General features: G+C 40.6%; 13 protein-coding genes. 10 read left to right on the forward strand and 3 right to left on the reverse strand.

The window, feature by feature from the left end; translation table 11 throughout:
• Positions 1-818: 818 nt before the first annotated feature.
• Positions 819-1016 (reverse strand): hypothetical protein, encoded by a 198-nt coding sequence (locus LC608_RS34550; RefSeq protein ID WP_229557865.1) that lies wholly within the window; start codon positions 1014-1016, stop codon positions 819-821.
• 217 nt (positions 1017-1233) lie between these two features.
• The gene (locus LC608_RS34555; protein ID WP_229557866.1) at positions 1234-3087 is read right to left on the reverse strand and encodes a protelomerase family protein; all 1854 of its coding nucleotides are present in this window, start codon (positions 3085-3087) and stop codon (positions 1234-1236) included.
• A 187-nt stretch (positions 3088-3274) separates the two neighbouring features.
• Between LC608_RS34555 and LC608_RS34560 the strand changes: the two genes are divergently transcribed.
• Positions 3275-3436, forward strand: a complete 162-nt coding sequence (locus LC608_RS34560) for a hypothetical protein (RefSeq protein ID WP_229557867.1) — start codon at positions 3275-3277, stop codon at positions 3434-3436.
• Positions 3437-3670: 234 nt separating this feature from the next.
• On the opposite strand, the gene LC608_RS34565 is transcribed toward LC608_RS34560, so the two are convergent.
• Entirely contained in the window at positions 3671-3886 is a 216-nt protein-coding gene (locus LC608_RS34565; RefSeq protein ID WP_229557868.1) for a helix-turn-helix transcriptional regulator, read from the reverse strand.
• 262 nt (positions 3887-4148) lie between these two features.
• On the opposite strand from LC608_RS34565, the gene LC608_RS34570 reads away from it, so the two are divergent.
• From LC608_RS34570 to LC608_RS34610, 9 genes are all read left to right on the forward strand, one after another.
• Positions 4149-4451: a hypothetical protein gene (locus tag LC608_RS34570; RefSeq protein WP_229557869.1), complete on the forward strand. Its 303-nt coding sequence runs from the start codon at positions 4149-4151 to the stop codon at positions 4449-4451.
• Between the two features lie 2 nt (positions 4452-4453).
• Positions 4454-5035, forward strand: coding sequence for a hypothetical protein (locus tag LC608_RS34575; RefSeq protein WP_229557870.1), 582 nt, complete (start codon positions 4454-4456; stop codon positions 5033-5035).
• Positions 5036-5044: 9 nt separating this feature from the next.
• Positions 5045-5797, forward strand: a complete 753-nt coding sequence (locus tag LC608_RS34580; RefSeq protein WP_229557871.1) for a hypothetical protein — start codon at positions 5045-5047, stop codon at positions 5795-5797.
• Positions 5794-6069, forward strand: a complete 276-nt coding sequence (locus tag LC608_RS34585) for a hypothetical protein (protein WP_229557872.1) — start codon at positions 5794-5796, stop codon at positions 6067-6069. Before LC608_RS34580 ends, LC608_RS34585 begins: the two co-directional genes overlap by 4 nt.
• A 1-nt stretch (position 6070) precedes the next feature.
• The gene (locus LC608_RS34590) at positions 6071-8182 is read left to right on the forward strand and encodes a hypothetical protein (protein ID WP_229557873.1); all 2112 of its coding nucleotides are present in this window, start codon (positions 6071-6073) and stop codon (positions 8180-8182) included.
• Between the two features lie 244 nt (positions 8183-8426).
• On the forward strand, positions 8427-9134 hold the full coding sequence (locus LC608_RS34595; RefSeq protein ID WP_229557874.1) for a hypothetical protein: 708 nt from the start codon (positions 8427-8429) through the stop codon (positions 9132-9134).
• 479 nt (positions 9135-9613) lie between these two features.
• Positions 9614-9823, forward strand: coding sequence for a hypothetical protein (locus tag LC608_RS34600; protein ID WP_229557875.1), 210 nt, complete (start codon positions 9614-9616; stop codon positions 9821-9823).
• Positions 9820-10008 carry a hypothetical protein gene (locus tag LC608_RS34605; RefSeq protein ID WP_229557876.1) on the forward strand — a complete coding sequence of 63 codons (189 nt, stop codon included), beginning with the start codon at positions 9820-9822 and terminating at the stop codon, positions 10006-10008. The genes LC608_RS34600 and LC608_RS34605 overlap by 4 nt, the downstream gene beginning before the upstream one ends.
• Positions 10005-11694, forward strand: a 1690-nt coding sequence (locus LC608_RS34610) for a DUF3854 domain-containing protein (RefSeq protein ID WP_229557877.1), incomplete at its 3' end; no start/stop codon positions are given. The genes LC608_RS34605 and LC608_RS34610, both read left to right, overlap by 4 nt.

Raw genomic sequence — 11694 nt, forward strand, 5'->3', positions numbered from 1 at the left:
TTCATCGATGCCAATTTTTATACAAATGTGGTAGTCACCACTGAAAATATCTGCATTTTGTATCAGAGCTTGATACCGTAGTCACGACCTCTATATAAGTAGATATTAACCATCGTGACTACCAAAATTATCGTGACTACCAGACGTGGCTACCAAAACCCCAAAACCCCACTTTATAATCCATCCTGGCTAGGGCAATGACTGTACTGTTTTAACCTTGCTACGCTTTATACAGAAAATGGTAGTCACCACTGAAGATATCCACATTTTGTATCAGAGCTTGATACCGTAGTCACGACCTCTATATAAGTAGATATTAACCATCGTGACTACCAAAATCATCGTGACTACCAGACGTGACTACCAAAACCCCAAAACCTCCAATCTATTTATGACCATTGGGCATTGAGCATTGGTCATTGGTCATTGGGCATTTGAGATTGGGCGATCGCACCTCTCCACCTCTCCCACAATGCCCTACAGCAACTTAAGGGTAACTTCCCACAGCCAACACCATACACACCCCTAGAATCCCAAAATTAACCCCACTCGTGATTTAAGTGGGGCATTCTGGAGATGAGGGGAGAGGGGAGGGAGGGGAGGTGCGATCGCATTTTATGAATTGGGTGAATCCTGTAACTCTCATTTGGCGATCGCAGTGGATAAAGAGCACGATATTGTGACCACTGCTGGCAGTGAAACTCTATTCCGGTTCAAAAATAAGAGTAATCTACTATCGATGAATAAAATCATGCATTAGTCCACCTCCAATTACTAGAGGCGGACTGTTGTTTTAAACAAAATTTAAAGTTAAGAGATCAGTCATTATCGTCATAGCCGGCACTTCCGCCATCATATTGTTGGATGCCACCGAAGTCTCCTGTAGGCGGTACTAGAACAAGGGATAAACGTTCGTTGACGATTGTAGGATTTTTTCCGCCTCCACTAATTATTGCGGCTTCAGCATCAGATAAGGTTACGTAGCCTTCTAAAGTAGAAATTTTGCTTTGAGTCATTTAAGTAAATCCTGAGTTTGTGCCAAACTTACTATATGGCAAGTAGCCGCTTATTTGCTTATCAGATTTACTTATCAGAACTATGATTCTCATAAGCAGAATTCTGATAAGTAAACTCTGAAGATACGTAATGAGTTGGGGAGAATGTCGGGAAATGGGGTTTTCCCGACATCACACAAAAAGCCTCTAGAGTAAAGCATTCAGCCCCAGATCCGCTTTAATTTCTTCCTGCCTTAAAGCCTTCCCCACTTAGAAATTCTTCATTTATCAGCAACAGAATTTTATCTGTGTCCTTGCCCTTGTTGGCATAGCTGGCAGGGTTACTGGGGTCTTTCTTGTTTTCCATACCAAATTTCGCGTTATGGCTGATTACTTCATCCTTATGGGCCTCAATCCAATCGCGTACTAGTAACCCGTTACAGCCCGATAAATCTCTGAGTGCTTGGTTAGTAATTGCAAGGCGATCGCTGTCCCCAGTCGCCACAGTATCGTTATACAAACAGATTGCCTGATAAGACCTACGAATTTTTTCTACAGCTGCTCCAGCCGTTTTGCTCCCCCACACCTCAGCATCAGTCTTGGCTTGCCAGTCAATCTCTTCCTTGACAGGTGCAACCTTAGCAGGTGTAGCAGTCGTAGCAGGTGCGATAGTTCCCCCAAGAGTTATCTTGTTCACCACTTCAATAACTTTCTGTTCTAGCCAAGAATCTAACTCGGTGACATTCAGAGTAACTGTTTGGGGTTGCTGTGCTGTGGTTTCCATTGCTGCTTTCTCCTGTTGTAATTGGTTATTAGCTGTCTCTAACTGGTTATTAGTTTCCTGTAACTGTTTAACTTGTGCTTCTAATTGGGCTAATTTTTGGTGTGCTGCCTGTAATTGCTTTGCAGTGTCCAGCCGGCTGTTAAATGATTCAATTAACTGATTGATTACTGATTGCTGGTTGGGTGATTCTAGCTTCTCTTGCAAGTGGCGAATAGCTTCTAAATCTCTTGAAGTAACCCGAACATTAGAAAGTTTTTCTTTTGATGGTGCATCTGGATAACCTACAGGTTTCGTAGTGTAATAGTCTGAATAACCAAGGGTAGTAGTGATGTGTTTTAAATCGCTATCGCTGATTTTTTCACCTGGGGTAATATGACCCAAAAAACAAGCAGCAAAGTACATTTTCGCCCCTAGTGAACCTGTACAATCGCGCTCGGTAACAAGACAGGCACAAGCCGCCCTTAAAGCTTTACAGTCATTCTGTTCTTGATTGTGACGGAAGTTTAAAAGCGGTTCTCTGTTATCCTTGCCACCGAAATATTCTTGAACTACCCGACGTAATGAATTACCGCGTTTATCTTCAATAGACTTATTCTGGGCTGCTACATCAGTAGGAAATTCGTTAGCGACTTCTTTTAAAAGTGATTTACTAGATGCTTCTTTCCGTAAATGATTTAAACGCTCGATGATGTACGAAGCAGGGAATAAAGTAGAAATTTTAAATACTGGCTTCTCACCGCGTTTCTTGCCTTGACCTTCAAAATTAGCTTGATAGGATTCACCATCAATCGGGGTAAATTTTCCTCTGGCTAAAATCTCATGAGGACGGCGGCCCGTAGCAGCTATCAAGCCCACTGCTAACTCGTGAGGATGTTCACTGGCTAACAAGTTAGAAGTTACTTCTAAATATGTCTCTGGGTTAATCTCAATGCCTGTATTGCCATCTTCACCAGCAGTCATCAGGCGATCGCTTACCCGTGTAGTTTCGTTACGCTCCTCCCAATCCTTCTTATCCAGACCACATAACAGCAAGACATAATGCTTTAACTCGTTTCCTGTAATGTTGCCTTGGGCATCATGTTTGGGTGCTGATTCAGCGTTTTTACCCTGTTCTAGTGGCAGTGATTTAAATTTTTTGTAGAAGCCAGCCCGACTTAAGACAGTGCCTAAGCTTTTGATGCTGTAGCTGGTTTTGGTGTTAATAAACTCGTTAAAAGCTTCGCAGTGTGGCTTGATTTCTTCTAAGCTCTGTAAACCTTTGGTAGCTTCAAACAATTGATCTACTTGCTCTTGAACTGCTTTTGACATCTGACCGACTCCCTTTTATTTTTAAGCTGTTACTAATTTAGCTAACAAGTTAACAAATGTCAATAACTTGTTAATATTTAATCTGTTATTGACATAATATAACCAGTTAGCTATAGTTGTAACAGGTTTAAGAAACCACAGAAAAAGCGGGCTGATAACCCGCGCTTAAAAAATAAAAGGTATTCTCATGTTACTCACAATTGCTAAACCTCAACAATTCCAAGCTACTAGCGACTACTGCGATGGTGAATTCGACGCGGCGATCTCACTTCCACCTAAAACAACTGAGGGCGATTACTGGCGCGGATATCTCGCCAAAGTGAGCGAGACGGGTAACACACCGTTCTAAAACCCAAAGGGAGGCTAACAACCTCCCTTTATTTTTGCTTACTTCGTCAATTACTTTTTCTGTGGCTAAATTGCCCACTTTACCCATCCACCTAAGCCATAGCAAGGCTTTCAGAGTTTCAAGGGTAGATGCAACCACCTTGTTTACAATTCACCCACCTAGCACCCACCAACGTATTAGCCAGGGTTACAGCATTTTGAGGGTAGATGCAACCACTAGACCCGCTAGAGAAGACTAGGAAGCTTCGTTTTCCACCAGTTCAAATAAATCATTGGGTGTACATGAAAATGCTTTACAAAGTTTGTAAATAGCAATCAAAGATACTGATTTTACTTTGTTTGATTCTAATTTCCTGTAATTACTTTCTGTAACACCCAATAAATCTGCAACTTGTCTTTGTGTAAGATTTTTACCTAATCTTAATTCCTTAATGTTTACTTTAGCAGTCATAAAACAAACGGTTATTAGATTTACTTATATTAAACGAGCGGTTAAATATCATCATAACCTTTGTGCAGTAATACTTTACCCTATTGTTGACCGAGAATAACATATAAGGTCTTTAAATAAACGGTCGTAAATTATGCGGTCGTTTTAAGTTAGATTGAAAGTGTCCTGATTAGGACTCGATAAAGACTTGCTAACCTCAAGTCTATGTCTTGAGAGGGCTTGGCTATTGTCCTGTTATTTATAGGCAAAATCTGACTACATCATGACTAGCATTCTGATTACCAACGATTTGCTTTCTCTCTACGAGAAAGAGTTTACCCGTCAAGAAGTGGCAACAGAGTTAAATATTAGCTTACGTACTCTATCCAGATATCTTGTATTTGCATCCCAGTACATACCAGATTTACAAGTTTATGTGGATGATTCAGGTTACTTGAATAGAAAGAGAATCGAGTCTTGCCATGTTGAGTATTTAAGAGAAGTTGCAGATTTATTAAGCAATTTTTCTAGAGAAAGAGTGATAAAAATCTTAACCCGTAAATACTCAACAAAGGAAAGTGAATAGTTATGCAACTTCGTACTTATGCCAAGAAAAATAATCTAGTTGCCAGTGAAGTTATAGCAGCCTTAAAACTAGATAATTCTAAAGTTGATTGGGTTCTAACTTCAGTTTTAGAACCAAGTAAACAAGTTTATTTGGATGGATACTTTGAACTAAATCAACCAGAGAAAAAAGTATTACAGCTATCTGGTAGCAACTCTAGTTTAGATAGGGTACAGCCAACTGGTGAGCTATCGGAACAATTAAAAGCGAACGCCACAAACCTTACTGCTACTGATATAGACGAACTGCAAGCCACTGTAAGAACTTCAATTATTGAGGAAACAGCCGAACTAGCCGCGATAAGAGACTTCCAAACTTATCAATCAACCTATGACACTACAAAACGCACTTTAGTAGTGAATGACATCTATCGAAAACTGGATGAACGTAACAAAGCCAGGAAGAAATTTGAGGAAGAACAAAAGCAACTAGCAGATGATAACACCTCTGAAAAATCATCTGACTTGCTTAGTGAGATGTTAGGCATTCTCAAAGCTGACAAGTATAAGAGCGATTTTTTGACCTCAAAACTTGAACAAATTTAGTAGGTAATTATGGTAGCGAGAAAAGGCGGATTAACAGGGTCAAAGCGAGTAAAAGAACAGGCTGATAACTCCATAGGAGCCAAGGCGAAACGTATTGCAGATGAGGCGATCGCTTCTCTGGGTAACGTCTCTCAAGTGGCTGGCAAGGTTGTAGAGACTACCTCACAAGTAGGTAAAACAATTGGGGATATTGCCCAAACTATTAAACCATCTGGTTATCAAAACGGGTTCCAATCATCAGCTTTAACTCATAAATCAGATGTTTATGGCGGCGTATCGTTCCCAATTCAAGATTTTTCAGGGATGATACCCAGTGATTTGTTGAATCCACAAATTGAACTGCAAGCTACAGATGAACAATTGACAAATGGATTAGCAACATACGCCGGAGCTAGCAGGGCACAAGAATTACTACAAGCTGGATTCAAATATGTTTCAGAAGTTGGGCAAACCAGACAACAGTATCACAAGGCAGAACAAAGCATTATCAAAGGTGCTACTGAAGGCATCAAAACTCAGCAAGAAATTGTCAATTTCGATATTGCTAATGTCAACTTGGCAACTACACAAGAGAAGTTACTACAAGCTGATGAGAAGTTGATACAAGCGCGAGTAACCACCAAAGCTTACCAAAATGAAACTGAATTGATGCGGCTATTTTTTGAGGCGAAAGAGCAAAAGAAGAACGCCGAAGTTCAACGACTGCAAGCCGAAACACAGAAAATTATTCAGACTTATCTCAAAGGGAGAGTACCTGTATGAACTTATTTAAGAGATTTTTCACACAATCATCGGAACCAATGATTGAACCAAATACCGAGCGAGTAGTCAATATTATCCGTCCGTTAGAAGATAAGAGTTTAAAAGGTTTTGAAACTAATTCGGTGTTTAGGGTAATTAATCACAAACACGAACTTGAACTCATACAAATCAATAAAGGATATTGCATCGAAGTTGTAGCAGCAGTGGCTACCCCGTTCAGTTGCAATCTAAATAAATTCCATCACGAACACGGCTGTTATTCAGCAGAATAAAATGAGTAATCTTACCCCAATCTCTCTTGTATTGGGGTTATCTGCTGCAATTACCGTAGCTGTTAGCCCTAATGATAATGTGAAATTCTTTGGCACTATTGCCACTGGCATCGGTATAGGTGGTTTTGTTTTCTCTCAGTTTGACAGTCAGGAAAATAAAAGACAGATTGAGAATTTACAAAAAACTGTAGACGTACTAGATAAACAACGCCGTCATTCAGAGAATGAAAAACTCAAAACCATCAGAGAATACAATGCTCTAAAAATCAAGCTAGATAAGGAATTGGAGCTTGTTAGAGATGATGTACAGCGTCATCAATCGGGTAATAATTCCCTAAAATGTCGCGTGTCTGATTTAGAGCATGAATTGAAATTAGAGAAGTCGTTAGCACAATCTAAAATCCGTGAGATGAGTAATTTCAGCACTGGTGCAGCACATCAGATTGTCACAGAAACATATAAAAATGAACTGTCTAAATTAGGAGGAATGATATCAGGATATAGCAACAATTACCCTGACTTAAAAGACTTCTTTGAGAACTTAGAAGCCGAGATAGATAAGGTCAAATCGTGGGCTGTGAGCGAGTTAGAAGCTTATCAGGGAGTGCAAAACCTACAATCCCTAATTGATGAAGGACTGAGGATACAACAACGCATTATTAGCAGGTGTAGTGATATTAAAGTTAAGTCACTCACGACAATTATTAAATACCTCAACAGTCTTGCTGAGGATAGCGTTAGCTTCTCTGAATATCAAAATCACATTGCTGAGTTATCCGAAAGAGCTAAAGTTTTCATTCTTGAGAAAGAGTTAGCGATTGAAGGTATAGCGCAAGAGTGGATTACATCTAATAATTCCACCACACAAAAGTACAGTACAGAATTTACTGAAGTATTGGAGAATGGTAAGCATTTAGTACACCGCATTCAGGAATTATCAGAGAAAATTGAATTGATGAATCAACCTCTCAGATGGTCTGTAGCTACCAGACAAGATTTGAGAGTAGGTAATATCATAATTGGGTATTTTGAGAGTAAGGGAGTCATCCTAGACCGCGCTAAATCGGATTACGACCACTGGCAATCTACTCTGAGTTTTCACATCGACCGCAATAATAGAATACTTGTACCATCCGAACTAGAACCGGAGGGTGAACGGCTGCAACAGTTATGTCATACGTTATCGCCTATTAAATTTGGATGGAATGCAGAAGAAGGATTATTAACAGCATGGTTACATTTAGCAAGAAAACCAGCTAAAGCAATCATAGAAGCTGACATTAATAAAATTTGGAAAACTGCTGAGAAGTTCCCAAGCACCGTTAAGTCATGGTCACGGGTGAGGATAACTGGCGGTAGTGAATCTGGGAAGTCTCCCACTGCTGAAAACTTGGCTGTATGTATCTTGTTAAGTCGTGGTGGCAGTGCCGAACTGTACAACCCACAAGATGACAGCGTGAAGAATTTCTGGACTATTCCCACTGTGGGCGCTTCTCACGAAGATTCTTTATTGGGCATTGAATCCTTAGCGGCGATGGTCAACTCAAAAACTAACGATCGCAGTCAATTCAAACTCACTATTTTTGATGAGATTGACAGCACAATTGCCAGTCTAGAGAAGAAAAGCCAGAGTGAAGTAGGCAAACTCATCTCAACAATTATCAAGCAAGTTTCGCACCAAAATTTAGGCGCGATATTCATTGGACAGAACGCTAACGCTAAAAATTACCCTGGCATGGATCGCAGTGATTGGAATAGCGCGGTTAACCTTCATATTGGCAATAATGCCTATGACGCGATAAGCAACTCCAACCAGATCACCACGGAAGAACAAACCAGACTTAAGCAACAATGCGATCGCTTAACAGAATTTTGCAGTATTAAAAATACCGAACTGGGATTAGAGCGCACAAACTCTGTAGCATATCGCTTTGGGTTAGTATTGGGCGATGGTAAGCCCTACTACATACAGTTACCCGACTTCGGAACGTACAGCTACGAGATGCTAGAGAATGCTGTAAAGTGTCCTAAATGCCAGTCATTAAACCATATAGGGCATGGCGGCAACCGTCGCAAGTGTAAGGATTGTGGTCACATTTTCGCCCAAGGTTAGGCGATTGTCCAGTACAAATGTACTAAATGATAGTATCGCAATGGGGGGGAGCGGCTTGTGAAGACAGGCGATCGCATCTCTCAAAGATGAGTTTTTTGATTTTTTTGAGGATACGTATGGAGATAAGCGATCGCCTAAATTCTGAAGGTAAGTGGCAATGCTAGCAGCCCTTAAGTAGTACAAACAAACTCATAACTATGGTTAAAATGATACAAACTTATTTCTACTTAGCTTTTATCAACCAATGCTAGTTTCACCATATCTTTTGTTACCAAGACATATTCATCTCGAATTAGCCACCCAAAAATTAACAATATCAGATATAGTCGGCTGGCTAATATACCCGTCTGACGAAAACACCAATAGTTACTTTAAAAGCAAAATTGGCATAGCTTATTTAAATTACACAAGTTTTGTTCTAAGTGATTTCATGCGAAATTATGTTGATAAAAAATATCCTGATTTCAAAATGCCTCGGCATTTTTCTACTGAAGTTAAGGAACTAGTAAAGTCTGAAGCTGAACTCTTAGGACAGTTATGGAGAACGATTAAATTGCTTTCTACCGACTACTTTTCAAAGCCGCTTCCATTAGTTTTTTTTGAAATTTTTAAAGAGTTTAAGTTATGTTTCTTCATAATGAGAAAGGAAACTAAAAATCAAGAAACAAAAGTTACAACAGCCACAAACTTTAGAAAAGCAATACAGGCTCAGAATAGACAACTAAACACATTTGACCCATTTGAGAATCCTTTTGATATCAACAGATCACCATCAACTCATGATTTTGTGAATATCTGCCACTTTGAGCTAAACAAAAATAACGATTTTAGGACACAATACAACGCGCTAGTAGCAGCAAGACAAAGCCTCACTACAAAGATAATTGCGTCACATCCAGAATTTAGAAGGCTAGAAGGCGGTAAAAAAGAGAATAGAGGACGTAGATATTAGAGTAATTCTTGATACATCGGTCATAAAACCCTTTCCCAGTAAGGGATACAAGATTTTTAATCTAGCTGGTAGGAATTATTGAATCCATGTTTTGATAAAGACAAAGCAGAAAAAAGATTTACTAAAACTCATTCTCATATATGCCGAACTTCTTACTGATGATCGAAGAACTAAACACCAAAAAACCAAAATCGACGTTTACCCCAATAAAACCAAGACGCAAAAGACGCAAAGAATCCAGAAAACTTACAAATATAGACAAAAAAATGCCAGTCACACAGTCCTAAGCTTTTTGAGTGCGATCGCGGGTTAATCCACCACACAGTAAGCACAAATAACCGTCTGATAAACGGTTCACCCAAAGACTCTGCCAACCAGCAAGTCTAAAATAATTTCGTTATTTCCAGCTTACCCCGATTAACTTGTTAGATACAAAATTTAAAAGCTAGGGCTGTTCACCACTACGAGAACAGCCAGACATGATAAACGCCGACCTTGCGAGAGTACGGCGCTATTCAAATCCAAGTTGTAATAGCGCCATTGTACCAAAGATAAGTTCCATCCATCAATATTTTTTACTAGTTAAAGACAATCGATTAACTGAAGTAATTGAAGCTTTAGAAAAGCGCGGATTTACAGGTGATTTAGCAATTTTCATCTTGGCTTGTCTGCAAAGAGGTGTTGTATGAAAGCACCTTACAGCCAAGGCACAACTCAATTAACTTCTCCATGTCTTGCCTGTGGTTACACAACTGGGTTAAGAATTATCCGCCACGAACATGACCTTGGTTTTATTCGCTGTGGTAGGTGTGACTCCCCTCTCTACTCGGTACGTGAGGTTAGCGATCGGCAAGCTGGGGAGGTGGCAGCATGAATCACAAAGGATTTACCAAGCTGGCCTCACCCCAAAAATCGCTAAATCAAAAGTTTAGGCAGGTTTTCAAAAAAATCAATAAGCGAGGGAAGCAGAGATATGCCCCAAGAACTTTGCATGAAGTTTCAAGAATTAACCCCAGCAATGGAGAGGGCAATCAAGCTTTTGCAGGATTCTCCGCCAAAAATGACGAGGCAGGAAGCGATCGCTTTGATAGCAATCTTCAAACACTGCATAATTATCGAGGGAGCGCGGAACAGTTCGCAGCTAATACTTTGCCAGTCAGAGAAGACTTTGAGGCAAGCCACTGGCAAGAATGGGCTGATAGCACCATTGATAGTGAAATAGCCGCGCTTAATTTCAAATCGCTGTCAGGGAATACAGCTTTTGAATATCTCCTCTACTCTGACAGAATCAGCCGCCGCAATGATGGGAGGTTGCGTGATCAGGACATGCGGCGATATGCTCATTTGGCTGATGGTGCTTGGTGGTGTAGTAGCGTTAATATTCTCACCGGGGAAGATTCCCTTTGGGGATGCCTCAAGCCCAACACGCCAAGAATAGATGGAGATAGCAAGGCAATTAAGTATGAGCATCCCCCAAAAGTTGATACAGAAATTTTTGCTTTACGGGTTCCCGTTCGGATTTGGCAACTAATTAGCCGCCGCTATGATGTGGCCTTACCAGAAAATTACCAAAGTTTACCCTATGGTGATTTTTGGCGATGGGTGAGAGAGAATACCCAAATTCCCGTTATTGTCTGTGAGGGTGCTAAAAAAGCAGCCGCGATTCTCAGCTGTGGTTACGTTGCGATCGGTTTACCTGGGGTATGGGGAGGCCGTCGCCAACCAAAGGATGAATACGGCGAGAATAGCGGCGCACCATACCTTATCCCACAGTTAACCGCATTTGCTCAACCGGGTAGGCGGATTTATTTCTGTTTCGATGCCGATGTGAAGCGCACCACAGTTAGAAGCGTGAATGGTGCGATCGCTAAAACTGCCAAGCTTTTTTCTTTGCGTGGTTGTGAAATCAAAGTAATGGGGTGGCATCCAGGATTGGGGAAAGGCATCGATGATGCGCTAGCCGCTTGCGGTCGTGAGCAACTTGATACTATTTACTGTGATGCTCTGAAATTGGATGAGTGGAACACCAAGCAACTAAGACGGCTCACATACACTCCAGATTTGAGCTTAAATCAGCGTTACTTGGGTGAGTTGGTTATTCCATCGGGTAAGCAACTAATTGGGTTTAAATCGCCAAAGAACACGGGGAAAACTCACTCGCTCCAATGGTTAACTGACCCGATAATTCGCGCTGGTGAGAGGAGAGTATTAGTAATTACCCATCGGGTACAGTTGGCTACACAGCTTGTAAAAAAACTGGGATTACCTTTCGTTACGGAACTTAAGCAGACTGAGCAAGGCTCACACTTCGGCATGGGGTTAGTAATTGATAGCTTACATCCAAAGAGCCAAGCTAAATTTAACCCTGATGAGTGGAAAGGTTGCTGGTTGATTTTAGATGAAATCATGCAGCTAATTTGGCATCTGTTAAGCAGTACTACTTGTCAGAGCGATCGCGTAGCCATAATCAAAAACTTTAAACGCTTACTACTCAACGTTGTTAACTATGGCGGTAAAATCTTCATTGCCGATGCTGACTTAAATGATATTGGTATTGACT

Source organism: Nostoc sp. XA010, assembly GCF_020829625.1.
GTDB lineage: Bacteria > Cyanobacteriota > Cyanobacteriia > Cyanobacteriales > Nostocaceae > Nostoc.

Coding starts and splice junctions, on each gene's coding strand:
- LC608_RS34550 (WP_229557865.1), bottom strand. CDS start 1,016: ATGACTCAAAGCAAAATTTCTACTTTAGAAGGCTACGTAACCTTATCT.
- LC608_RS34555 (WP_229557866.1), bottom strand. CDS start 3,087: ATGTCAAAAGCAGTTCAAGAGCAAGTAGATCAATTGTTTGAAGCTACC.
- LC608_RS34560 (WP_229557867.1), top strand. CDS start 3,275: ATGTTACTCACAATTGCTAAACCTCAACAATTCCAAGCTACTAGCGAC.
- LC608_RS34565 (WP_229557868.1), bottom strand. CDS start 3,886: ATGACTGCTAAAGTAAACATTAAGGAATTAAGATTAGGTAAAAATCTT.
- LC608_RS34570 (WP_229557869.1), top strand. CDS start 4,149: ATGACTAGCATTCTGATTACCAACGATTTGCTTTCTCTCTACGAGAAA.
- LC608_RS34575 (WP_229557870.1), top strand. CDS start 4,454: ATGCAACTTCGTACTTATGCCAAGAAAAATAATCTAGTTGCCAGTGAA.
- LC608_RS34580 (WP_229557871.1), top strand. CDS start 5,045: ATGGTAGCGAGAAAAGGCGGATTAACAGGGTCAAAGCGAGTAAAAGAA.
- LC608_RS34585 (WP_229557872.1), top strand. CDS start 5,794: ATGAACTTATTTAAGAGATTTTTCACACAATCATCGGAACCAATGATT.
- LC608_RS34590 (WP_229557873.1), top strand. CDS start 6,071: ATGAGTAATCTTACCCCAATCTCTCTTGTATTGGGGTTATCTGCTGCA.
- LC608_RS34595 (WP_229557874.1), top strand. CDS start 8,427: ATGCTAGTTTCACCATATCTTTTGTTACCAAGACATATTCATCTCGAA.
- LC608_RS34600 (WP_229557875.1), top strand. CDS start 9,614: ATGATAAACGCCGACCTTGCGAGAGTACGGCGCTATTCAAATCCAAGT.
- LC608_RS34605 (WP_229557876.1), top strand. CDS start 9,820: ATGAAAGCACCTTACAGCCAAGGCACAACTCAATTAACTTCTCCATGT.